The organism is Plectonema radiosum NIES-515 (assembly GCF_025753815.1).
Lineage (GTDB): Bacteria > Cyanobacteriota > Cyanobacteriia > Cyanobacteriales > Nostocaceae > Hassallia > Hassallia radiosum_A.
The window spans coordinates 22,414-47,910 of the sequence record NZ_JAOWRF010000133.1 but is presented as its reverse complement, the minus strand read 5'-3'; the positions used below and the strand labels follow the sequence as shown (position 1 = coordinate 47,910).

The 25,497-nt window shown below is 39.1% G+C and carries 20 protein-coding genes; 8 read left to right on the top strand and 12 right to left on the bottom strand.

From position 1 onward, the window contains the following. Window positions 1-22 precede the first annotated feature (22 nt). Entirely contained in the window at window positions 23-1,045 is a 1,023-nt protein-coding gene (locus OGM63_RS08555; RefSeq protein WP_263745092.1) for a glycosyltransferase family 4 protein, read from the bottom strand. A gap of 1,086 nt (window positions 1,046-2,131) precedes the next feature. On the opposite strand from OGM63_RS08555, the gene OGM63_RS08550 reads away from it, so the two are divergent. The 3 genes from OGM63_RS08550 (at window position 2,132) to trpE (ending at window position 6,551) form a co-directional block, all read left to right on the top strand. Then, on the top strand, window positions 2,132-4,171 hold the full coding sequence (locus OGM63_RS08550) for a DICT sensory domain-containing protein (RefSeq protein ID WP_263745091.1): 2,040 nt from the start codon (window positions 2,132-2,134) through the stop codon (window positions 4,169-4,171). A 219-nt stretch (window positions 4,172-4,390) separates the two neighbouring features. After that, window positions 4,391-4,810 carry a photosystem I reaction center subunit II PsaD gene (locus OGM63_RS08545; RefSeq protein ID WP_263745090.1) on the top strand — a complete coding sequence of 140 codons (420 nt, stop codon included), beginning with the start codon at window positions 4,391-4,393 and terminating at the stop codon, window positions 4,808-4,810. Between the two features lie 205 nt (window positions 4,811-5,015). Then, window positions 5,016-6,551, top strand: a complete 1,536-nt coding sequence (trpE, locus tag OGM63_RS08540) for an anthranilate synthase component I (RefSeq protein WP_263745089.1) — start codon at window positions 5,016-5,018, stop codon at window positions 6,549-6,551. Between the two features lie 2 nt (window positions 6,552-6,553). Here the strand turns inward: trpE and OGM63_RS08535 are convergent, their stop codons facing one another. From OGM63_RS08535 to OGM63_RS08520, 4 genes are all read right to left on the bottom strand, one after another. Then, entirely contained in the window at window positions 6,554-6,817 is a 264-nt protein-coding gene (locus OGM63_RS08535; RefSeq protein WP_263745088.1) for a type II toxin-antitoxin system RelE family toxin, read from the bottom strand. Next, window positions 6,810-7,100: a hypothetical protein gene (locus OGM63_RS08530; RefSeq protein ID WP_263745087.1), complete on the bottom strand. Its 291-nt coding sequence runs from the start codon at window positions 7,098-7,100 to the stop codon at window positions 6,810-6,812. Before OGM63_RS08530 ends, OGM63_RS08535 begins: the two co-directional genes overlap by 8 nt. Window positions 7,101-7,183: 83 nt before the next feature. Next, window positions 7,184-9,337, bottom strand: a complete 2,154-nt coding sequence (locus OGM63_RS08525; protein ID WP_263745086.1) for a Piwi domain-containing protein — start codon at window positions 9,335-9,337, stop codon at window positions 7,184-7,186. Window positions 9,338-9,432: 95 nt separating this feature from the next. After that, a complete protein-coding gene (locus OGM63_RS08520; protein WP_263745085.1) occupies window positions 9,433-10,251 on the bottom strand; it encodes a PD-(D/E)XK nuclease family protein in 819 nt (272 codons plus the stop codon). Window positions 10,252-10,614: 363 nt separating this feature from the next. Between OGM63_RS08520 and OGM63_RS08515 the strand changes: the two genes are divergently transcribed. The 4 genes from OGM63_RS08515 to OGM63_RS08500 all read left to right on the top strand — a co-directional run bounded on the left by OGM63_RS08515 (window position 10,615) and on the right by OGM63_RS08500 (window position 15,281). Next, on the top strand, window positions 10,615-11,202 hold the full coding sequence (locus OGM63_RS08515) for a Uma2 family endonuclease (protein ID WP_263745084.1): 588 nt from the start codon (window positions 10,615-10,617) through the stop codon (window positions 11,200-11,202). Between the two features lie 628 nt (window positions 11,203-11,830). Then, the gene (locus OGM63_RS08510) at window positions 11,831-13,540 is read left to right on the top strand and encodes an ABC1 kinase family protein (RefSeq protein WP_375340469.1); all 1,710 of its coding nucleotides are present in this window, start codon (window positions 11,831-11,833) and stop codon (window positions 13,538-13,540) included. A gap of 224 nt (window positions 13,541-13,764) precedes the next feature. Then, entirely contained in the window at window positions 13,765-14,139 is a 375-nt protein-coding gene (locus OGM63_RS08505; protein WP_263745083.1) for a hypothetical protein, read from the top strand. Window positions 14,140-14,399: 260 nt separating this feature from the next. Then, window positions 14,400-15,281 (top strand): hypothetical protein, encoded by an 882-nt coding sequence (locus tag OGM63_RS08500; RefSeq protein ID WP_263745082.1) that lies wholly within the window; start codon window positions 14,400-14,402, stop codon window positions 15,279-15,281. 470 nt (window positions 15,282-15,751) lie between these two features. Here OGM63_RS08500 and OGM63_RS08495 read toward each other — a convergent pair whose 3' ends face one another. The 7 genes from OGM63_RS08495 to OGM63_RS08465 form a co-directional block, all read right to left on the bottom strand. Next, a complete protein-coding gene (locus OGM63_RS08495) occupies window positions 15,752-16,672 on the bottom strand; it encodes an Npun_R2821/Npun_R2822 family protein (protein WP_263745080.1) in 921 nt (306 codons plus the stop codon). A gap of 10 nt (window positions 16,673-16,682) precedes the next feature. Continuing rightward, entirely contained in the window at window positions 16,683-17,687 is a 1,005-nt protein-coding gene (locus OGM63_RS08490; RefSeq protein ID WP_263745079.1) for an Npun_R2821/Npun_R2822 family protein, read from the bottom strand. 26 nt (window positions 17,688-17,713) lie between these two features. Then, a complete protein-coding gene (locus OGM63_RS08485) occupies window positions 17,714-18,670 on the bottom strand; it encodes a glycosyltransferase family 10 domain-containing protein (protein ID WP_263745078.1) in 957 nt (318 codons plus the stop codon). Between the two features lie 37 nt (window positions 18,671-18,707). Continuing rightward, window positions 18,708-19,931, bottom strand: coding sequence for a glycosyltransferase (locus OGM63_RS08480; RefSeq protein WP_263745077.1), 1,224 nt, complete (start codon window positions 19,929-19,931; stop codon window positions 18,708-18,710). A 34-nt stretch (window positions 19,932-19,965) separates the two neighbouring features. After that, complete coding sequence (locus OGM63_RS08475) at window positions 19,966-22,200, bottom strand: ABC transporter ATP-binding protein (protein WP_263745076.1); 2,235 nt, start codon at window positions 22,198-22,200, stop codon at window positions 19,966-19,968. A 72-nt stretch (window positions 22,201-22,272) separates the two neighbouring features. Next, window positions 22,273-23,445 (bottom strand): glycosyltransferase family 4 protein, encoded by a 1,173-nt coding sequence (locus OGM63_RS08470; protein WP_263745094.1) that lies wholly within the window; start codon window positions 23,443-23,445, stop codon window positions 22,273-22,275. A 462-nt stretch (window positions 23,446-23,907) separates the two neighbouring features. Beyond that, the gene (locus OGM63_RS08465; RefSeq protein ID WP_263745075.1) at window positions 23,908-24,042 is read right to left on the bottom strand and encodes a hypothetical protein; all 135 of its coding nucleotides are present in this window, start codon (window positions 24,040-24,042) and stop codon (window positions 23,908-23,910) included. Between the two features lie 480 nt (window positions 24,043-24,522). On the opposite strand from OGM63_RS08465, the gene gloB reads away from it, so the two are divergent. Continuing rightward, on the top strand, window positions 24,523-25,296 hold the full coding sequence (gene gloB, locus OGM63_RS08460; protein ID WP_263745074.1) for a hydroxyacylglutathione hydrolase: 774 nt from the start codon (window positions 24,523-24,525) through the stop codon (window positions 25,294-25,296). The last annotated feature ends 201 nt before the right edge of the window (window positions 25,297-25,497 follow it).

Below are 25,497 nucleotides of genomic sequence, written 5' to 3'. Positions count from 1 at the left end.
CTCCCCCACACCCCGCTCCCGTTCAAAGCACCATCGCGTAAGCCCTTTCATACTCATCGGTCATAGACTCGACGCTAAAGCGGCTAACAACATACTCCCGACAAGTATACCGGTCTATTTTCATCGCATCTGGCAGAACTTCAATCATTTGTTCGAGAGAGTGACAAACAAAACCAGTTTTGCCGTCAGCAATTACTTCTGGTACTGAACCTAACCCCATACCAATTACAGGTGTACCAGTTGCCATTGACTCAATCATTACTAAACCAAAAGGCTCTCTCCAATTAATTGGGAATAAAGTGATTGTCGCTCCACCAAGAAGTTTAACTTTGTCTTCGTGGGAAATTTCACCTAAGTACTGAATCTGTTCCCCATCAATTAGCGGTTCGACAAGTTGAGTATAAAAATCTTTGTCTACAACGTCAATTTTGCCAGCCATTTTCAAAGGTAAACCAACCGCACGCGCTATTTTAATCGCTTGGACTGGTCCTTTTTCGGGAGATATTCGTCCGACAAAGGCAAGATATGCAGGTTGTGTTGGTTCGGGATAAAACGAATAAACCGCAGTGTCAATGCCGTTGTAGACGGTATGGATGTAGTTTAAACCTAAGCTATTTTCTCGTTGTGCCTCGCTTATACTGATTAAAGGTTGCCAAGAAAATTTTTGGAATATTTTTTCGTTATCAGGTGTGAAAATGCCATGCATTGTATGAACGGTGGGCGTTTTCACAAAACTGCAATAACTAAGGGCGCTATAGCCTACATGGGAGTGAATAATGTCGAAATGATCGGCTTGTTGATAAACTTCGGCAAGCATCATTTGCTCGTAAATTGATGGCTCTTTAATTTTGGGGTCGAGCCGCAAAGCTTGGGGATGAACTGAGCGGATCTTTGCTGTAGTAATTGAGTCACCAGAGGCAAATAAAGTAACTTCATGACCGCGCCGAACTAATTCATCTGTGACTAGCTTCACAATTAGTTCTGTACCGCCGTAGCGAAAGGGAGGAACACGCTCCCATAAAGGAGAAATTTGGGCAATTCTCATGTCTCACCTGAGCCGTTAAATTTCAGCATATGGTCTGAATAAATTTGAATGCAAGAAACTAATTGTTTCTGGAAAATTCAGATCCTATGCCATGTATGTTTGTTTAGTGTTGAAAGCCCTGATGGTGGAAAATCACGTAATTTGTATCTGCTTTTAATTAAGGCATTGGAGAATGATTTTTTCGGCTTTTTTATTTAATATGCCATCATTCTCCCTTCACCAAGGCTTGTTTTGCCAATCCAATATTTAAGCCGATTTTACTCAGTTGTAATTGCATTAATTGCTGTGAGTAAAAGGCAGAGATTTTACTTGTGCTACATTGCTTGAAAAATATTGATTTTTATTGACTAAAGCATATTACCTGAAATTGCTATATTTAGCAAGACGCTGAATAATTACGTGCAATAAATACTAATAGAATATCCGTAATTGAGTGGTAAAAATATTAAGTGCAATGTAAATAGTGATACATTTAAAGGTAGATTTACAACAATCAAATTAAAATATTTAGAAAAGCATAAAACCTTTTATTTAATAGCTTTTGTGTGGAAAAAAGGTAATTGCACACCAAAGCTACTCATTCAAAATATGTACTCATGTGTGACAAATATCAACATTGCCGACAAGAAAATAGTTGGTTAAGTTTTGTATTATTTTTGGATAAATATTTATACAAATTGGTTGCATGATACTGAGAAAAGCTTTTTAATCTAAGTTGTCGATTATGTAATCTAACTGCTTCTTCTTTGGTTCTGCCTGATGGAGAATCGAATTTATATTTCGGGAATTGCCTGCAATACATGGAGGTTAGAGACGTTACATGTAACGTCAGAACATTGTTCGTTGTGGTGTATTTGATTCTTGAGGATAAATATACTAGGAACGAAAGACTTTGAATTTTGTAAAGAAACTCCTATACGTTCGGTTTAAGTGATATGGTAGCGGTGCGCTTTTGGGAAAGCTGAAAAATATATTCAGGATTCTTTACATATTGCAACTATCTACTTAACTTGAAAGTCCGTTGTAATTTGTACAATGCAGCTGTGACGTCGATATTGTCCAACTTGGGCTTCGTTAAAGACATTCATGAGCATTTCGACTTCTGTGTTGAGCGATCTGCTACAGACGCTACCTCACGTGCGACCCCAGCTATATTTCAAAGCTTCTCTAACAGCGCTCTCCCATGCGATGGAAGATCAGGTTTTGGCGGCAACTTTAGACCATCCCTTGGTCATTGCGAGCTTCCAACGAGAAAGATTTTACCGCCAAGAAGCTCATCGATATCAGCGACTTGCCGATCGCAGCAATCAAGTATACGTGTTAGCTGCACCGGAAACGGATTTCACTAATAGTTCGGAATACTACGAAAAAATCGCCTTTGAGCAAGAAGATGGCTTAAGTCACGAATGGCATTTGGTGGTGATTGCCCAAAACTATGCAACTTGCTTGGTCTGCCGAGAAAGCCAAGGTTCTGTGACTAAAAATAAGCAGATGCCAGAATTAAACATCGGTTTGGATATGGAGACAGCGCGAAGATTTGAGGGGATTTGGACTAGTGAGCGAGAAGTAAGTATAAAAGCAGCCGAGTTGCTATTAGACAGAATTATCGTTTACAGACCAGAATTGGTAGACAAAGTTGAGCAGGTCAGCCAGAGATTTGGTATTGGGGTGCATCGGGGTAACAGAGGGGTGACTCAGGATTTGCTGTCCAGCTACTCAAAAGTAGAAGAAATACCTTTAGATTTTTGTGACATTGACACTGACCCGTTTGTGCAGCGTTTGGTGACTTACTTACAAGCAAGCCAGTATAAATTGCACAAAGCTTATCGTTCAATTGCCGCTCAAGCACGCAAAGAGCGCTTGATTAACTCGATTACCACCGCAATTAGGCGATCGCTTAATCCTCACGAAGTTCTCCAAGTCGCAGTCCAAGAACTAGGAGAACATCTAAAAGCTTCGAGGTGTTTAATTTACCGCGCTCAAGCTACAGATGCAAGCGCGAAAATAGAACACGAGTTTTTGAGTCCTGGTGTTTTATCTGTTGTCGGGCAAACTTGGCATTTACGAAATAATCCTTTATTTGGGGCGATCGTACAACAAAGTGAGGGTATCAGTGTTGTCAATACTGTAGGTGACGATCGCATTAACAGTGATAGCGAACTTTCTTTAATCACCAAAAAATTTGCGATTCGTTCAATGCTGATGGAACCAGTATTATTTCAAGGACGATTGTTGGGCATAGTCGAGTTGCATTATTGCAGTTTGCCTCCCCATCAGTGGCAAGCTGGAGAATTGGATTTAGTCAAAGCGATCGCTACCCAAGTTGGCTCGGCTCTGATCCAAGCTGAAGCTTATGCTAACCTAGAAGACCTCAACCAACAACTTGAAGCCCTCGACCGCACCCGCAGCAACCTCATAGCCATCACCGGGCACGAACTCCGCACCCCTCTATCCACTATTCAGGTGTGCCTGGAAAGCCTCGCCAGCGAACCGGATATGCCTCTAGAATTGCAACAAGTGATGCTGAGTACCGCTCTAACTGACTCCGAACGAATGCGGAAACTGGTGCAAGATTTCTTAACACTTTCTAATTTAGAAAGTGGTCGGGTAGAATGGCATCCAGAATCTTTGACCATAGAAGAGTGCGTGGAATTAGCAATCAGCCGCTTTCGCACTCGCCCGAATACAGAAAAGCAGCCAAAAATCAAGAGTAAAATTGCCCAAAATTTACCTTTGATCAGAGCGGATGGCGATTGGTTAGTAGAGGTACTAGCAAAAATCGTCGATAACGCTTGTAAATTTACACCTCCCCAAGGAGAAATCACCATTAAGGCGACTCGCAATAGCGATCAAATGCTTGAAGTGACTGTGGCTGATACTGGACGTGGTATTGAACCGAATCGATTAGAAGTAGTTTTTGACCGCTTTTATCAAGAAGAGGGAGCGTTGCGACGTACAACTGGCGGCACTGGTTTAGGACTAGCAATATGTCGTCAAATTGTCAATGGTTGGGGTGGAGAAATTTGGGCTTCCTCAACTGGCAAAGACAAAGGCAGTCAGTTTCACTTTACCATCCCCATTGTCAGTCAAAAAAGTGAGGAGTTGAAAATGGGGCATGGGGCATAGGGCTTTTTTAAGAGGGGAAAAGGGTAAAGGGTAAAGGGTAAAGGCATGGAAATAAAGAGTTATTTAAATATACGTATTATATTTTTCTTCCCCTTTCCCCATTCCCCTTTGCCCAATGCCCAACAATTAACAAAGAACTGTTACAGTCTATAACGCGATCGCAACATGACCCAGGTCGCAGTGTTACGATGCCCTAAAAACGTTGAGAGACAATTTTTTATGGCAGAAACACTAACTGGACAAACTCCCATATTCGGTGGCAGCACTGGCGGTCTGCTTTCAAAAGCATACGAAGAAGAAAAGTACGCTATCACCTGGACTAGCCCCAAAGAACAAGTGTTTGAAATGCCTACAGGCGGCTCTGCTATCATGAACCAAGGCGAAAACCTGCTTTACTTGGCTCGTAAAGAATACGGTATCGCTCTAGGCGGTCAACTCCGGAAATTCAAAATCACAGACTACAAAATCTACCGGATTTATCCCACCGGCGAAACTCAGTATCTCCACCCGGCTGATGGTGTCTTCCCTGAAAAGGTAAATCAAGGTCGTGAGAAAGTGGGTTATGTCCCACGCAACATCGGCAGCAACCCCAGTGCAGCTAAACTTAAGTTTAGCGGTAAATTTCCTTCCGATGTATAGGGAATAGGGACTGGGGACTGGGGACTGGGGACTAGGTAAATGAATTATTATCGATGCTTGATCGTCAATTCCCAATCCCTAACAGACATCTCCATAAAAAACGTAGAGACGTTCCAATGGAACGTCTTTACAAGGGTTTCGCGCGGGGTGGCGTAATAATTTTTACCAGATGTCTAATCGCCAATTTTAAATACCTAAGCTTTTTATGATTTTTCCCGATTTTGCCGAATTTCAAGAGCAAGCTAAACAAGGTAATTTTGTCCCAGTGTATCAGGAATGGGTAGCAGACCTGGATACGCCCGTATCTGCTTGGTATAAAGTATGCGCGGGTCAGCCTTATAGCTTTTTGTTGGAGTCGGTAGAAGGTGGCGAAAAACTGGGACGTTATAGTTTACTGGGTTGCGATCCTTTATGGATTTTGGCAGCAAGGGGAAATAACACCACTCAAACCCACAGAGATGGTTCGCAAATTGTTTTTGAAGGCGATCCATTTGCAGCTTTAAGTAAATGTCTGGAACCTTTTCATCCAGTAAAGTTACCGCAATTACCACCGGGAATTGGCGGTTTGTTCGGATTTTGGGGCTATGAATTAATTAATTGGATTGAGCCGCGCGTGCCAATTCATGCCCAAGATGAGCGTAATATTCCGGATGGGTTATGGATGCAGATAGACCACCTGTTGATTTTCGATCAGGTGAAGCGGAAAATTTGGGCAGTTGCTTATGCTGATTTACGTGATGTAGAGACCCAAAATTTTGCGTCTTTACAAGCAGCATATCAACAGGCGTGCGATCGCGTCACCCAGATGGTTCACAAGTTATCTTTGCCTCTGTCGCCCCAAAATACTATCTTGGAATGGACACCGCCAGGTAGAGGAGTGGGGGAGAGGGAGAGTGCGGGAGTGGGGGAGTATACGAGCAACTTCACGCGAGATGAATTTTGTGCCCAAGTTGAAAAAGCAAAGGATTATATCAAAGCTGGTGACATTTTTCAAGTAGTTGTTTCCCAGCGATTATCAACAGAATACACTGGCGACCCCTTCGCGCTTTATCGTTCTCTGCGCCAAATTAATCCTTCCCCTTACATGTCTTACTTTCACTTCAATGATTGGCAAATTATCGGTTCCAGTCCAGAAGTGATGGTGAAAGCAGAACGCGATGGAGATGATATAATCGCCACAGTCCGCCCAATTGCCGGAACCCGTCCACGAGGGAAAACAACCCAGGAAGATGCAGCTTTAGCCGCAGATTTGCTACAAGACCCCAAGGAAATCGCCGAACACGTCATGCTGGTAGATTTAGGGCGTAACGATTTGGGGCGGGTATGCGAAAGTGGTAGTGTGAGAGTTGATGAATTAATGGTGGTAGAAAAATACTCTCATGTAATGCATATTGTCAGTAATGTTGTGGGTAAACTAGCGTCGGGTAAAAGTGCCTGGGATTTACTCAAGGCTTGCTTTCCAGCGGGTACAGTCAGTGGCGCACCCAAAATTAGGGCAATGGAAATTATACACGAATTAGAACCGTGTCGGCGGGGTGTATATTCTGGGGTGTATGGGTATTACGATTTTGAAGGACAATTAAATAGTGCGATCGCTATCCGGACAATGGTAGTCCATGATGGTAAAGTCACCGTGCAAGCAGGCGCCGGTATGGTAGCTGATTCCCAGCCAGAAAAAGAGTATGAAGAAACCTTAAATAAAGCACGGGGGCTTTTAGAAGCGATTCGCTGCTTGCGGTGAAGTTATGAATCGTAAACTTCGCTACGGTGAGCGATCGTATCTACCAACACTTGCATAGTTTCATCATCAATTGAGTAAATAACCCGATAATCACCAACCCGAAAACGGTAGTAACCTGAATAGTTTCCCTTGAGAGGTTTAATGTTTGGGTGAAAGCGAGGATTTTGCTGTAGCAGTTCTAAGCATCTAGCAATCTTTTTCGCAAGCGCTTTGTCAGCCTCAGCATAGAACTGTTGAGCATCAGGATACAAGATTACTTCATACATCAGAGCGAATCGCTTTCCAATTTACTAAGCTAGCCTTGGAAATTGTTTCTCGATTCTTCTTGATTTTTTCCAGAAGCCCAGGAATTTTCTCAAGTTCTTGAGTTGCTTCCTCACTCTCTTTATCTGCAAGGTAAGCTACAAAGTCAGCGACAACTTGTAAGCGTTCTAAGGATAATTGTTTGAGGTGTTGATTGATTTTATCTTGGATTTGTATCGCTTTAGCAAGAGCGATCGCTTCTGTGTTTTCGCAACTTTCTTCAATCGTGTTAATTGTGTCTTCCATTCTAGAAATCTCAGCGTAGAAAGTTGGAATATTTAGCTTTAATATAGCGCTTGGGGATAAAAGGTTGTGGAGTGCGATCGCGACTACAGCCAAAACTCGCAATCACCTTCCAACTTACTGCTTGGATAAATACCCCTTAATCGCAGTTTTGCCATTTTATGCGCTCCATATACTGGCTTTGGCAAGCGAGGCATTTTTAATGAACCATAATGCAGCAAAGTAAGTTTCAAGGTAGTTTCAATTATTTGTTCTATAGGAGGAGATATTAAAACTCGGTGGTTTCCAACAATAACTGTTAAGCGTAAAGGAAGAGCAAGACCCATCTTCTCAATTACCTGAGTTGTTACCAGAACTGCTTCGCGAGAAGAAATACGCAGCGCTAAACCTTTTTCCGGTGCAGTTATGACTTTATTGATCGCGTTATATAGTCGAGGAATATTAGATTTTTTACACTCTATTAATATAAGTTTGCAGCCAATTGCTTCAGCCCATTGTAGTAGATTAGCTATTTCTTGACCGCAAAAGCGTCCATCACGATAAATAAGTACAGTTTTGCTTTCTAGCTCATTTGCTGGTAACAATCGTTCTAGCACTCGTTTAGGAATTTCTTCACCTTCAATCAAAGCATCTTCTAGCCGATAGCGAATAAACTCTCCTTGCTTGCCATAAAGACGAATACTTGCACAAGCATTAACTGTTCCAGACAGTTTTGCCTTAGACTCTCTAGAAATATCCAAACCAATGAAATAGTCAGCAATAGATAAAGATTCAGCCAGGACAAATGGTAAATTACCCAGCTTGGCGAGAATTCCTGGAACCACCTGATGGAGAACATATTTGTAATTTTTGGGATTTCTCAAGGTATGCTCATAAATCATCTGGCTAGCTATCTGGCGAGTGAGCAATAGGTCGTATATTTTATGATAAAGACTACCCCCCTCTTGCTCATCAGCATTACGGTCACTCTGGGGTAAAAACGCCAAAACTACATCAGGTGGAGTCTCTATTAGTTCATTGACTGCTTTCTCCACTTTGACTCTTGCTTCAGTTCCGCTTAAGTTTTTTAGCGATATTGAGTCGCTAAAAAATAGGCTCTCAAATTTATAGCTTTTTAACCGTTGCTTAAGTTCTTTCTGAAAGACATCTAAAGATAAATCACAAAGGTTCAAAACAGTAATCCGAATAGGTCTGGATGCGTCACTATATTTAAAATGACGGCGGTAAACACCACCTTTAGAAAGACCTGTGAGGATTTTGCTTTGAATGCCAATAAAGCCGTTGCCAAATAGCAGGGGTGTATCTTCAATCGGAACAGGAGGTTGCCAAAACAATTCTCGATTCTGAACGCTGTTGATGCTAAGTCCTAGCTCAAATCCATAAGCACCTAAAGCCTGATTTGCTTCTTTTTTGTAGTCAACTAAAAGTTCTTTCCGTTTTTGGTAAGGAATTTTAGTTTGATTAAGTAATTCTCCCCACTCTACCCCAAATCGGCTGGCTGTTTCAGATGTGACACAGGGACGCAAAGCTGTCATACCATATTCATATAGCTTTTTACTTTTGCCAAACTTGACAGCCACTAAGAGTTCGTCAGATAAAACATCTTGCAAAGCTTGCTTACTAATTTCGCTCTTTGCCAGACCAATAAGTTTTTGCTTATGTTCTAAGGTAGGCTGCCTAATAAGCTGGGTGATAATACCGTTACCTTCTATATCACGAGAACGAACATTCAGACCAATTAAAAGCTTCTCTGGGTTTTGCTTGTCGAGATGATTTAAATAAAACTCAGCCAAATTATTGATTGATAAAAACTTGCTCTTAATTGTTAAAGTAATACCAGGCTGTAAAACTTCGTTGATTTCGATAGGTTCTGCCCAAAACCTTGGCTCTTGCCTTACTTGCACACCATTTTTATACGGAATAGTTTTTGGCGAAAAGGGATACGTTTTAGCTGTCTTTAATATCTGATAAGCCAGTTGAGAAATAACATTTGCTGGTGCTGTTCGAGTAAGTGGAACTTCTTGAAATTGCCAAGTGCGATCGCTAAAGTCTGTTAATCCTTCTTCAACAACCTGTTCGAGGATATCTTGCCACTCTTCAGCTAGAAGACGGATAGGGTAATTGGGAATTGCCAGAGCATAAAAATATGGCTTATCCCAAATAACGACAATTTGGGGTAAGGTACGACTAAGATGGAAGCTCAAGCGGATGCCTTCCTCCTGTTCCAGATCAGGACTCAATTGAAAGCACATTATATTAAGATGTGAAAAATTTAGACGAAAAATTTCGCTTGAAAATGCTGCTGGTTTATGAACACTTACAGTTGCAGTCGCAATCACCTCAAAACCTCACACACAGAAAATTTGCAAATTGAACTAAATATGCAGTAGTTACAGGAAGTACCAGGATTAGGGGGAAATATTGTCGCAAAATCATCTGGATTTTCCCAGTAACGCTTTTTTTCCAACTCATGCTGTTTCGCTATATCTTGTAGCTCTATCTGCACGAATTTAAGTTGTTCTGAAGTGGCTATAATTATGTCAGATGTTAAGCCAATTTCTAAGTTGTAGAATGAGGCAACAGATGGTTGTTGTGGATAGAGATAGCTAGCTGCTAACAGGTAAACGTAAGCCTGTCGTCGGTCAAAGTCTGATTTACCTGTCTTGAAATCTAAAATATGAATAGTACCATCTGGCTGTTTAAAAGTGCAATCAGTTGGTGCATATAGGTTGAAACAATAACTACCCTCTTGGATAATTATCGGTGAAGGAAATCCCTCATCGCCTTTGCTCAACTGAATAATTTGTTTGCCAACTAAAATAGGTTCTTTACAATAGTTCTTCAGAATCCGAATGATTCGCTCTTGAACTTCCTCTGGCTCTTGATTTAGTTTCAAAATAGCTGCAACTTTTTCCACACCATCAGACTGTGACAAAAGTTTGGGGTCTTGATAAAATTCATAAACCCCGGCTTGTGCTAATTTACCAATTCGCTGATGTTTGTTGTCTTCCAAGAGAACTTTAACTTGAGGTTCTTTCTGACGAACTTTCTTAAAGCCTCGGTTCATATCACAAAACAAGAATTCTTGACCCACTCGTGAATTTGATAAAGACCAAAGATTATAACTTGCAAATGGTAGCCAAGCTTGTCTCATAAGTTTCAATTTCCTATGATGGAAGCTGGTGTTTGGCGTACCTGCTCTAAATCTCGAATCATAGACAGAATTTCTCTGTATTTAGTTAACAAGAGACTATACACTAACTTATGCTTAGTGGTCAAAGCTTTTAGAAAAAAACTATATGCTATATCTGGAAATTGACTTTTTGCCAATAATTATTTATGTAATTCCATAGGACTTACGCCTGTGTGTGTTGGTATCTTACGTTTTGTTGCAAGTTGTGTGGTGTGCGTTTTCCATCACGTCGTAAAGCGATGCCTACGGCAGGCAGAGCGATCGCATTAATATATAAGATTAAAATAGAAAGTATTCACCATCCACAAATCTTTAGGTAAGTTTATGGAAGCACTGCAAATTGCCTTACCTTCTACACTAAAATTGAATATCGATTTGACTGATGAGCAATATTTCCAACTGTGCCAAAACAACCGCGATTATCGATTTGAATGCACAGCATCAGGGGAATTATTAATTATGCCACCTACAGGTAGTGATACTGGCAGACGTAATGTTAAAATAACCACTCAACTAGATATTTGGAATTCTCAGAATAATTTAGGCGAAGTTTTTGACTCTTCAACTGGTTTCACCCTACCCAATGGTGCTAAACGTTCCCCCGATGCTTCTTGGGTGAAAATTGAGCGGTGGAATGCTTTAACCCCAGAACAACAAGAAAGTTTTGCTCCAATTTGTCCTGACTTTGTAATTGAGTTGCGATCGCGTACTGATTCTCTCAAAGAATTGCAGGATAAAATGCAAGAATATATTGACAATGGTGCAACATTGGGTTGGTTAATTGACCGCAAAAACAAGCGAGTCGAAATTTATCGTCCTCTTAAAAAAGTAGAAACTTTAGAAAATCCTGCTTATTTATCAGGTGAAGATATCTTACCTGGATTTGTGTTGGATTTAACGTTGATATTATAAGAAAATTATAAGTGCGATCGCTCCTGTCAAAGACGGCAGCGATCGCACAAATCCCAAACTAACCAAAACGCGATAACTACGTTAAGCTTCCCTAAGGCAGTTATTTGAACCACACATCAAAAAACAAAACCTATGTAGAGACGTTACATGTAACGTCTCTACAATAAGGGTCTATTTACCCGAAAATTGCTGTAATTGCATAAACAAAGGGGTAAAGAGACAAACTTTATTTACGTCTTATGTCACTTTGCACCTTTGATTTCTCGCCAAGCCTTTGAATTTAGGTTTAACCACAGGCTTGGAAGTATTTTAACCTCAAGCCGCAACACTATTAGATATTTTACCAGCTTTCCTAACCTTTACAAAACTTTACAAAGCCTATTTTCTTAAACTTTCTGCAAGAAGTCTTTGTACTTTTATAAAGTATAATTAAGAATAAAGATAAAAAAAACGGGGAACCGACCAGGCTAACATTGCCTTGAAAGTTACCCGGAAATGTAAAAAGTTTAATAGTTGTAGATAGTTGTAGATAAAAACTACAAACATATTGTCTTTTGAACCAACTTGTGATTGGGCAAGACAAGCAAAGAAAACAGTAAAATTATCGGTTTAAGAGGCAAAGGTCGGCGTGGGTCAGTATCAACTTGCTCAGTTAATGAGCTACAATCCAAATGCGATCGCTCGCTACTACAGCTTGCGTCCCTGGCTAGCGATCGCACGGGCAATAAAGGTAGTTTGGTTTTTTGCAGGATTTATTCTTGGTTTAAAGTGGGATGAATGGCGTGGAGAAGTTGAACGAAACAAGTTCAAACGAGCCATCCAGTTGCGACAAATATTAACGACTTTGGGTCCAACTTTTATTAAAGTAGGTCAGGCTCTCTCGACCAGACCGGATTTAATACGCAAAGATTTCTTAAACGAACTGGTAAAGCTACAAGACCAGTTGCCACCTTTTGATAATGCGATCGCTTATGGGATTATCGAAACTCAACTCAAGGCAAGCGTTGCAGAAATTTATAGCGAATTATCACCAACTCCAGTCGCTGCGGCTAGCTTAGGTCAAGTATACCGTGGTCGTCTCTACAGCGGCGAAGAAGTAGCCGTAAAAGTGCAACGACCCAACTTACGTCCAGTAATTACACTCGACCTTTATCTAATGCGCTGGGCAGCCGGTTGGCTGAGTCCTTGGTTGCCACTCAATCTCGGTCACGATTTAAGTTTAATTGTGGACGAGTTTGGCACAAAGTTATTTGAAGAAATCGACTACATCAATGAAGGTCGCAACGCGGAAAAATTTGCGAGTAACTTCCGCAACCATCCGCAAGTCAAAATACCAGCTATTTATTGGAGTTACACCAACACTTGCGTTTTAACCCTGGAATGGATTAACGGCTTCAAACTCACAGATACGAAAAACATTCGCGGTGTCGGTTTAGACCCAGAAGCGATTATCCAAATTGGTGTCACCTCAGGTTTACAACAGTTGTTAGAACATGGTTTCTTTCATGCTGACCCCCATCCGGGTAACTTGTTTGCCATACCTGATGGTCGCATGGCTTACATTGACTTCGGCATGATGGATCAGCTAGAGGAAACCACCAAAGAAACTCTTGTAGATGCGTTGGTGCATGTAGTCAATAAAGATTATAATGAGTTCGCCGAAGACTTAGTAAATTTAGGGTTTCTCACACCAGAAACGAATATTGCTCCGATTGTGCCGGCATTAGAAGCGGTGCTGGGAAACGCAATTGGCAAAAACGTCAAGGATTTTAATTTCAAAACAATTACCGATGAATTTTCGGAATTGATGTATGAATATCCTTTCCGCGTTCCTGCGAAGTTTGCCTTAATTATTCGTTCTTTGGTGACGCAAGAAGGTATTGCTTTAAGCCTCAATCCTAATTTTAAAATAGTCGAGGTAGCTTATCCTTACGTAGCACGAAGGTTGCTAACAGGGGATTCTCCAGGATTACAGCGACGCTTATTAAATGTGTTATTCAAAGATGGAAAATTCCAGTGGCAGCGATTAGAAAATTTAATTGCGATCGCTCGCACTGATAACAACTTTGATTTATTACCAACAGCGCAATTAGGTTTACAATATTTACTGTCTGATGAAGGCAAGTTTATCCAAAGACAGTTGCTGCTTGCTCTAACTGAGGATGACCGTCTTCACACCGAAGAAGTTCAACGACTGTGGAATCTGGTGAAAGATGACTTAAAGCCGAATCGTTTGTTGAATGTAGCGATCGGCATTTTGACAGAATTTTCTAGAGAAAGTGCAGCCGCTATTTTACCAACTGCTACATCCCTTGTTTCTTTTGGAAAAAAACAGTAACAACACACGCTGTGGAGAATGGGGAAGGCAAGGTAAAGATTGCCTGTACTCAAAAGTAGTATATTCCTGAAGTAGGCAGGCTTAATTAAATATAAGATAAAACCTCAAAGAGCCGACCGCTTTCCTCTCCTTACCCTCGTAAGGATTGAGGGTGAGGTTTTATATTTAATCTAAACCACCCACTTACTCCCTATTCCTAATTACCATATAAATCAGGAGTTTTCATGTATTATTACCCTCTACATCCACCATACTTTCTGTTAGCTGTAGGCTTATTTGTTGCATTAACCTCTGGTGCAGCCTTATCTGGAACCCTAAAGTTAATTATGCAAAAATTGCAATTAAAGAGTGCAGAAAATTTCGGTTCTCGTTTCTGGATAAAAAAATTATTTGTCCCATTTCTCGGAATCGCTGGTGGTGTTTGTTTATTTCTTACATCAGGTTTTGAGATATTCGGTTTTCCACCGTTCCTTGCTTATATAATTGGTGTAACAGTTTCTCTTTTAACAAGCGTGCTAGTTTGGTTGCAGTTAGGAAGTATGCTGGCTTTTATAGAACGTCAAGGAACAGCATCTCTAGATTTAGATTCTATGCCTTGAATATAAATTTGGACACATAAATCCTGTGTCCAAATTTATTGTATTATGTCAAGTGCGTTCGATCGCTTTTTATAAAAATTCTACGTCTTTTTCTGCGACTCTGGATGAATTTTGATAATACTCTAAATCGAAAATTTAAAAATATTTTATTTAATATTGTTTAATTTATTCAACTACATCTTAAGTAAAACTACTGAATTTAGTAGCTGTACTTAATTGTCAGAAAGTTTTTTCTATCTCAAGTAGTAAATTAAAAAAAAATGAATCAAGCAGAGCCAGAATTTTGCTTTTGCACTATAGCATTTGGTAAGAAATATCGCGCTCTTGCCTTGTTAGTAGCACAAGATATAGAGAGATATTCACCGAAAACTTGTTTTATAGTTTTAACAGACAATCTCAGCGACTTTAATAAACAACCCAACATTTTAGCCTTTAAGCATCGCTCCCAGAACGTTAAGTTTTATCATGACAAAAGATTTGCGATCGCAAAAGCATTATCTCTCTTTAATTCCTGCATATTCATTGATGCAGATATGCGGATACTAGCACCAGTGCCAGCAGATATGCAATGGATTAAAAAAGTAGGAATAACAGCAAGAACTTGTGAAATTATGCCCAAAAAGTATGCCAAAGTTCTTGCAGGGACTGCTAGTGCTAAATTGGAGAGAGAATTTAAAGTCACCAAAAAAGCTGCACAAAAGCTAAATATAGACCTAGAAAATGAAAAGGTAAAATTTGTTTACGAGTATTTATTTGCAATTACAAAAGACTCTGGAAAAGAACTTGAATTTTTCAAACAATGGGAGACACTCGGCAATTATTTTGAATTAAATGGAATTTATGATGGGGAAGGAAACGCAATAGGTTTAGCTGCTGCTAAGGCAGGTTTAGACGTTAGATCAAGTGAAATGGATGGTATTTCCTTTTTTAAGGATAAAACCGAATTAGTCAGAATCCAAAAGGGACAGTCAAAGATAGAGGAGATGTCCATATATTTTGAGCAACAGAAAATGCTCGAATACCCCAAGCGATCGTTTATGGAAAAAGTCGCAGTTAAACTCCGTCAAAGCATTACTCATTTATATAATTTAGTGCGTTTGAGAATTGTTACCTTGAGTAAGTTTGATTTTTATTATCGATAATATCATGTCCGTTTAATTGACATTAAGAAAAAAATCCTAACCCCAAGAGACGTAGCACTTGGTAGTCTCTACATCATATGTAATCTACCCGACATGATATAAGTAGGTGAAAATTCAGCGTTGCTGATTTCAAATATGAATTCTAAATTTTGGGGTTTGATTGTAACATTAAAACCCTTATTGTAGAGACGTTCCGCTGGAACGTCTATGAGCGTTGAATTAGTATTTTCATATTAAAATTCAGCAATGCCGAAAATTCGCAGCATCCAGATCCCCGGCTTCTTTAAGGATGCAGAAGAGCGAATAGGGGTTAACACCCCTCATTTTACCAAAAACCCTCGTAGAGACGTTCCGAACCGAAGGTCTCTACAATCGTCTGGAATGACTAAAAATCGTTATGCGAGGGGTAATACCCCTGATTCATCAACGGTATCCTTTAAGAAATCGAGGATCTAGCTTTTCAGAAAAACTTACTTTTTAAGAAAGCGGAATAGAGTTTTAATTTGACTTAAAGTTTGCTGCCAAGAACTTTTTTTGACCTTAACTGGGAAAATTGGTGGTGGCAATGATGGATTTCGATTGCGGTAATACTCCCAAATTTCCCAATAAGGGCAACCAGGTTCAATTCGCATTCCTGCCCAGTGAAGAAACTGTAGAGGTTGATTCAACTTAGAATCTATAAGTATATACCCTTGAGCTTGAAAATGAGGGCTACCTGCCCAGTTCCCAGGTGCTTTACCAGGTCTATTAACTATATTAAATCGGCGCTTTATATGCTTTAATACGAGATAGTTAATGATAGGTTGATCGACTGTTGATAAATCAAAATAGTCTGGATGCGCTGCAACTTCCTTAAGTGCTTTCCAAACATCTTCTTCGGAAATCACATGCTTTTTGGAAGCCCAAAAACCGCTATTAAAAACATCTTTGACCTCATGAAATGAGAAAAGTTGATTTTCTAATATTGGTTGTTTAAAGACTTCAAAAATACCACTTACGTGTTGATAGTCATAACAGACAAAATCATATTCTTTTAGATATTTGAGATTATCAATTATTTTATCAAAAACAATGATATCCGTATCAATATACAGAAACTCGTCGAAAATTCCAAACCAGCAAATTAGCTTGCGAAGCAAATTCGGTCGTTCAAATAAATCTTCACCACAGATTTGATTAGCTTGGTCAGAAAACTTCTGAATAAATTCCAAGTCTTCATAAATATTTACTTTGGTAAAATTGCTAATAATGTTTGCGATCGCTTGATAATTTTCATTGTATGGAATCATCACAATTGGCGTATCCTGGTCATAAAATCGGATACTGTTAATTAAAGCGATCGCATTATCCATCACCCGGTCGTTGGCAACAATATAAATTCCGCGATTCATTTCTTATTCCTCAAGTTTTTAATCCTAATTTTTTGAAAACTCTCATAGTTAAACTAGGAGGTGCATTGTAATATCTTGGCTTAGTTGTAAACTTTGGTCGCTTTTCTGGTTCATGTAAATAGCGATAGTGCAAGAAAATATCTCTATAGGGAAAATCAATATTTTCACCATTGCACACTCTATCAAATAGACTAGATGACAAACCAATATAATGCAGATAAGTAAGTTGGCTATCTTTGTCGTACAAAAGGTTATCTCTTAACTCAAAGTGCCCAGAAGTAACAGCACAACCAGTTATTTCATTAGGAGGTAATTGCAAAGATAAGTTATAAACTGGGATATTGCATCGCATGACCATATAGTTCAAAACAGATTGATTTGGGGCTTTCATCAATAAAATTTCTGCTTCCCCACTTTCTAATTTTGATACTATGTAATCCCGCTCTTCTGGGGTAAATAAACCCTTAGTCCCGGCATAAAAACCCGCGCAAAAAATATCTGAGCTTATGCGTTCTTTGCTGAAAATAGTTGCTAATTTTTCCGATTCAGTATTGAAAATAAATGATGGATCTTTGTACTGAAAGTCATAAACAATTAGGGGATGAGCCTGCAATTTTTCAAAAACTAATTGCAGAGAATTTAAGATTAAAATATCTGCATCAAAATAAGCAAACTTATCAAAAAGACTATTATTGTCAAAAGCGCAGTATCGACGATTCATGCCAATTCGACGCACCCCTTTAATGCCTTGTTCTTCCCAAACTTTTAAAGCAGTGGGATGTGTTTGCCACACTCGCAGAGAAAAATCTTCCCAACTTTTAAACAATTGGGCATCATTTAACAGAGTCACATTTTTTCTAGTAGCGACTTCTGCACTAACTTTTTCAATGTTGTCGTCATAGGCAATTACACATACTGGAATATCTGTACCTACATTGACTTCAACACTATTAAGAAAAGCTACGAGTTGGTTATAAACTACATCGTTGCCGATTGTATAGATACCATTAGTCATGGAAATTTCCTGAATTAAAATTTTATTTATGTAATTTGGTTAACTGCGTTATCTAACCAATTCAGCAGATTTAATTTGTGCAAAATAATCTGCCTAGCTTCAGCGATCGCTTCTTTCGCTGCGTACCAAGCATCAGGAGTAGACGTTACTTCCTGAATGTATGCCAAACCCTTTTCATCTATACTTGGTAGTCTCAAAAAGCTTCCTGGTGGCAATAATTTATCAGCGGCAGAACCACCGTAATAAATTGGCAAACACCAAGCCAAAATAGAATCCCAAAGCTTCTCACTCACATACCAATTATTGTCAGCATAATTTTCTATTGCCAAGTTGTAATAATAGGGAGCCATGCAATGCCATTTATTATTAACTTTGCCATTTCCCTCTGCCCAATTTGGTAAATCTCGTCCATATAAATCGAATACTAAACCGCTTTGTCGCAACATTTTTAAAAAATTAAGACGTTGCTGATGATTTGCCGTGCGATCAATTCCCGATGTAATCCAACTGCAAGGACGAACCTTTTCTGGAGGTGGCATTTCGTTCAGTTCTCTAAACGAATTTGCATGATACCAAATAGCAGGCATATACTCAGGTATTGGTGCAAAATCATCGGGACCAGAGACATAACCGCAGTATTTAGAAGCGTTTTCGTAATCAGCAATTCGCTTTGATTTTAACTCTGTAAATGGTGGTTCTCTGACTAAAGAAATTATTCTTTCTTTTGATACTCCTCGTAGTATATTTGTTATATTTTCTTTCTGGTGTGGCTGTGTTTTAAACTTATTAAACCAGCTTTTTTTGGCAACAGGCTTAACAAAGTCGCAAAAGTTGTATAACAATAGAAAATCTGGTTTTGAGCTATTTGCTTGTATTTGAATATTTTTCCACTCACCAAATGCATGAGGTGTTTGATGCCAAAGCCAATCACTTTGGTTAATAGCTTGGTAGCTGGTAATCATGCCTATACTTTTTTTCATCATGCTTTCGTAAATTTATTTCTTACTTTTTTTTGGCAATTTAATCTTCATTCAGTGTCACTGGACGCATATAAGTATCAACATAGCTAAGAGTTTTTTTGATTCTATCTTCCCAAGAAAACTGTTTACCAAAAGTTATACTATCTGTATAACCTTGTACTTTTCTCGGATATTTTTCTAATATATGCTGGATACATTCAGCAAATTTTTGCGGATTATCTGGTTCACACCAACCTGCTATTAAAGGTGTATTTTTGAATTCCATTAAAGGTGGAATTTCTGTCACTGCAATGGGAGTTCCAGTAGCCATATATTGGAAAAACTTCACTGGATTCGTAAAATTTGCAGCTTCACCAGAACAGTGAGGATGCGCTAAAACGTCCGCAGCTTGCATCAAGCTAACCAATCGTTCTCTTGGGAGAATCCAGCCTAAGAATTTAACATTATTGATATTTTTATCTTGAGCAATTTTTTGATATTCTTTGACTTGGGAATCTTTTCCTCCTGTAATAGCAAACTGAATTTGTGGTAAATATTTTGCCGCATCAATTAAATCATCAATTCCTTTGAAGCGGTACAAAGCACCAGAATAAACAACCAGATGCTTGCATCCATCGACAAGTAATTCTTGACGCCATGCTTGTGCTTCTTCCGGTTGTCTTTGTAAAAATGCTTGATTAAACCCATTGTGCAGCCAGATAACTTTTTTTTCCGGCATTCCATATTTTATCAAGCTTTGTCTAATGATTTCAGACTGAGTTATTGCTAGTTGAAAATATGGACTATTAATAATTTCTGGCTCAAATTGTTTGTCTGGAAAATAATGGCGTTCGTAGATAACAGGAATCTGATTCTTGATGGCGAGTTTAACAAATTGCCAATCTTGTGTATGAACAATTTTAGCATGGGGTTGGATTTGTTTAGGAAAATAATACTTTGAGACTATTTCTTGAGTATTGAACCATCTTTTAGCTATGCGGTCAATGGGCCAGGGCAGAGGTAATGGTAAAATTTTGAGAGCTTCATCAACGTTGTAAAAATCGATGAATTCTTGATGTGGTTGTTTGGGTTGAGAAGGACGAATTAATTCTAGAGGATTAAAAGTAGCCTTGTGCTTATTTCCATAAATCAAAACTGTGGAATAACCTAAATTAGCTGCGGCATTTGCACAAAGAACATCATGAATTTGATGTGCCGTATTTGGCTGCATATTTAGTTCTCTGGCATAAAAAACGTATTTATTTTTTTGATGAGTATTTGGCATGATTATTTATTTTAGGTAATCTGTAAATATGTATTTACTTTTGATAACTGGTTTCAAAATCTTTGAGAGTGCCAAGTAGATGTACTGCGTCATTGTAGACAGATTTGGTAACTTTATATTCTTCGTTTTTTTGTTCTATTAAATCATCAGTTAGAGAACGAAGAGAATAGAGCATCGGATTTAGATGAGTACGGAATTCATTAGAGATATTGTTCAAAATATTATCATGATGATTTTGCTCACTAACTAATGTTGATTGGTAGCTATTATGTAAGTTGAGCATATCGTCAAAAACATCAACAGCGTTGAGAATTATAAAAGCAGATTTATAAGATTCTGCGATTAATTCCTGCCGCTCTTGGGGATTGTCTACCATATCATCAAGTATTAAGCGCAAAAAACCAATCATTGAGTTAAGACGCGATCGCATCTCATGAGAAATTCTGATCAAGCTTTGATGAGGTTTGGTCTTCACTTGGGAGCGATCGCTAAATTGCATCGAGTACAAACGTGAATAGTAGCCATTCTTGCTTAACAGTTCTTCATGAGTTCCTACCTCAACAACATGTCCTTGATCTAATACGGCAATTTGATGAGCTTTTTGGACTGTGGAAAGTCGGTGTGCAATTACCAAAGTAGTGCGATCGCGACTGAGATCGTCAATTGCAGCTTGTACCAAACGTTCAGAAACAGTATCTAAAGCGCTCGTAGCTTCATCGAGAATGAGAATTTCCGGATTTTGCACCAATGCACGAGCGATCGCTAATCTTTGTCTTTGTCCACCAGATAACATTACCCCGCGATCGCCAATCATCGTTTCAAATCCCTGAGGCAATTTACTGATAAACTCATAAGCATTTGCCCTTTGCGCTGCGGCAATAACTTCATCTTCCGTAGCTTCCGGTTTTCCGTAGGCTATATTATTCCGCACCGAATCATTGAATAGAAACGTATCTTGACTAACAATTCCCATCGCTTTTCGTAAAGACGTAATATCAAAGTCACGCAGGTCAGTTTTGTCAATGGTAATACTGCCAGATATCGGGTCATAAAATCTTGGTAAAAGGTCTGCAAGGGTTGACTTACCCGCACCCGAACCACCTACCAAAGCCAAAGTAGTGCCACGGGGTAAATATAAATCGACATCTTTCAACACCAATTTCTCTTGATTGGGGTAAGAAAACGAAATGTTATGGAAATGCACTCCTTCCTGTAATTTTGTGTAGTCTAACTTTCCCCTGCTCATTAAAGGTTTATTATCGAGTCGTAAAAACTCTGTCACCATATTTACGCTGCTAGTGGTATTAGCAAAAGCACTGCGGACAGTATTTAACTGAGAAATTAACGGCAAAAGCCGCAAAAGCACTAATAAATATGTAAAAATAACCGCTGAAAGAGACGCAATTTGTGATGCAAAAAAGGTGCGACTTAAAAAGACAATTAGCAGTAAAGCCGTAATTCCCATCACCTCACTAACCGGTGCGATTATCTCGGAATTAGCCTGGGATTGGTACTCTGCTTTTTCGCGATCGCGAATTAGTTTTTTAATTCTTTGATATTCCTTCTCTTCATTACCAGTTGCCTTGACTAAGCGAATTCCACTCAGAGTTTCTAGTGTACTGATTGAATAAGCTTTAGACATCTCTGACAATTGCTGACCAAAATTTTTGGAACGACCTATAGCATACTGATTAATTAGCATTACTAAAGATAGCAAAAACGTAGCTGCAATTGTCAATTGCCAAGAAATTGATAACAATAAGCCAATAAAAACTAAAATTGTCATTCCGAGAATAACTAATTTAACGGCATTCCCTATCGCACTAGCCGCACGATTAATTTCTCCACCAAGACGGTTGATTAAATCACCAACTTTCATCTTGGCATAATAATCTATATCAACTTCTAGTAATAACTTTACTCCTGCTTCTCGCATATCTGATGTTAGCATCCGCGTTAAAGTACTAGATGCTAACGTGCTAGCATAAGTTGCCGCATTTTTTAAAATAATTGTAAATATAATTGCCCCTGCCATCAACGGTAATCTGTAACTTTCCGATACCTGATCGAAGGGATACATAATTAATTTGAGAATACCAGGAGCGCTGGTTAAATTCACTTCTTGTCCGACGATTTTTAAAATCACTGGTACAATTAGTGCTGTACTTATTCCATTAAATAAAGCTCCAGAAAACCCCAAGATTATTGTGATAATAATCCAGCCTGGATAAGGTTTAGCAAATTTTATTAGTAGCTTATTGCCCAACATACTGTATGTATTTACTCTCAGAATATTACGTATTAATAATACCGTGAATGACACTTATACATCCATGCACTACTATATCTGTTGCATGATTTTTCCTAAAGTAGCTGTCATTGCATCAATACTGTAGTATTCCACACATCTTTCTCTGGCTAGCTTTCCTCGCTCATTTGCTTCATCTAAATGCTGGAATATGTATTGAATTTTCTCCGCTATTTCAAGAGGGCAACTTGGCTCAACTAGATAACCAGTTTCACCTAAAATATCAGGAATATCTCCTACCCGTGTTGCTAAAACTGGCTTTGCCATTGCCATTCCATCAGTTAATTTCAATGGAAACTGAGCTAAAGCTGCTGGGGTATTCCGTTGAGGGACAACAATAACGTGCGCTGCTGCGACAATTGCAGGCATTTCTGTAGATGGATATTTTGGTAATTTAATTATCCAACGTCCCCATTTTTCAGTGAGTTCAGCATCATAGTTATCATAAGGGCTGCCACCAACAATTACCAGTCTTAAATCTGGTTCATTTAGTTTATCTAACGCTATCAATACATCTTCAACACCTTTGTATGGTCTTGGCGCACCAGGAAACATTAAAATGCGATAGCCAGTCAGTCCATAACGTGTTCTGCTTTCTTCAGGATCGTAGCGTGAGGGATCAAATAGAGTAGTGTCTTTACCATTGGGCAAATAAAAGCCACCAAATCGCTCTTTTAAAAATTTGGTGTGAATTGTAATAGCATTAGCATTTTGTGTCATCCCTTCAACCCACTTTAAATAAAGCGGATGATCCGGATATCTAAGAGCACCATCTGATTTAAAAATGTCTCTAGCAAATTGCTTAATTGAAGGGTGATATTGCCACTTATCACCACCATGCCAACTTAATTCCCAGTCGTCTATATCTAAAATTACAGGTCGATGATTATTTAATTTTTTTAGCAAAGATAAACCGAAGGTTGTTGGTTTCGGTCGCATTGCATAAATAATATCACCATCAAGTTTTTTCAGAAGCCCAGAAGCTGATACGATAAATTTTGGATAGTTGTAGCCAACAAAGCTACTAACTGGAATTTCCGATTGAGGAATTACTGCCGGCTCGTCACCAAAAACAAATCCGACAATTTCTACTTGATATTGAAGCTTTTGGAGTGCTTGAGCTAGTAAAAATGAACGAACACCTCCACCTCCCCACCTTCCTGCTCCAGCGCTCGATAGGTCACTGACAAGTATTGAAACTTTCAATTGAGTTTTGCTTTGCTGTAAACTCACAAGATTTTGCTGTTGTTAATGTGTGCAAAAAAAGTAGTAGATTCACCACACCCTTGTTTGAAAAGTAACATTTAAATATTGGTGATACGGAATGTAAAGATTTTATGTTACTTGCAATCAGAAAAATCAAAATCAATCTAACCTTACATCTGCTACCATTTCAATAGAAAATTCACGGATCAATCAAACTTTTTTTAATTAAGTATAAAAGTTTACTAGTAATTTTACGGTAATTAGCGAAAATATTATAGTATTGCTATTTATGAACTGGAGCAACATTTATTAATATTTATTTACATCAATCGTTTTAATTCTTGTATTTACATCCAATAAACTTATTTATTTATCGTTATTAAAAGTCATGATAAATGTGGCATATTAACTTTTTTAGTGTTGAGTTATAGATAGATAAATAGCCACAATTATCTACGGATGCTACCAGTCAATTAATTTTAGCTGACCTGTCTGGATATAATCAAATACACGATTAATTTGGTGACGGTTTCCTTCGCTACGATTACCTTCAGCGAGCACGGTAGAGGTAAGCAGGATATGATCTTGACGACTCATCTTTCCTGAGCGGAGAATTCGATCTACAATCTTTTTAACAGCCGATTGACATTGATTATTAATGTCTGTGTACGTAAAATTTTGGTAATTCATATTCCTCTACTTGGATGCAAAAAAAGAAATGGCAATACTTGCTCACCTTTTTTGCAAAAGGGAACTGTAGAAAAATTAAAAGATTATTAAATTTCACAGCTTAGAGCAAATATCTGTGATTTATTTTGTTTGGATACTGAGGCTTATTAGTATCTTTATAAAGAAACTAACTAGATAAATTTAACTTTGCGTTTACTACTCAATCCAGAGTATATTTACGTAATTTATGTCTGAAGGTAGGTTTTTTTGATTTTGAAGGTAAATACGGTTGTAATTTATGACAATTTATGGTTATTTTCAGCTATGATTAAAGAATTATAAATAGTTAATATAGTTTGTAAAGTAGACCTGTCGCTGCTAAGTGAAACATAGGATGAGGGTTGTGTCATGCAGGTATTTCGTCTTGACGCATTATCAGACAATTACATCTTTTTGCTTTTCGATGCAAAGCAAAATATCGCTGCTGTAGTCGATCCGGCGGAGGCTGAACCAGTATTAAAGCAACTTGCTAAACTAAACGCTAAGTTGGTGGCGATTTTTAATACGCACCATCATCAGGATCATGTTGGTGGCAATAAAGACTTAATGCAAAAATTCCCGGAAGTGACGGTTTATGCTGGTGCTGAGGATCGGGGGAGAATACCAGGACAGGAAGTATTTCTTGCAGAAGGTTCTATTGTTCAGTTTGCAGACAGAATCGGAGAAATTGTCTTTGTTCCTGGACATACCCCTGCTCACATCGCTTACTATTTTCCCCCAGGGCAACCAGGTGAAACGGGGGAGTTATTCTGCGGTGATACGCTGTTTGCTGGGGGTTGCGGTCGCTTATTTGAAGGAACTCCTACACAAATGGTGGATTCCCTGAGTAAACTACGCTCTCTACCGGATGATACGCGGGTTTGGTGCGCCCACGAATACACTTTAAAAAATCTTCAATTTGCGCTGACTGTAGATACAGAAAACGCCGATTTACAAAATAGATATGATGAAGTGAAGGCTTACCGCAGTCGGGGAGAAGCGACTGTTCCTTCGCTACTGGGGGTGGAGAAGCGGACAAATCCCTTTTTACGTTGGGAGCAGCCGACGTTACAATCATGTGTTAAGAGTAACGACCCAGTACAAACCTTTGCCCGTTTGCGGGGGATGAAAGATAAATTTTAGTTAGGAGTTAGGAATTAGGAGTTGGGAGTTAGGAGTTGGGAGTTGGGAGTTGGGAGTTGGGAGTTGGGAGTTGGGAGTTGGGAGTTGGGAGTTAGTGGGAGCGGGGGAGCGGGGGAGCGGGGGAGCGGGAGTTAGTGGGAGCGGGGGAGCGGGGGAGCGGGGGAGCGGGGGAGCGGGGGAGCGGGGGAGCGGGGTGATCGA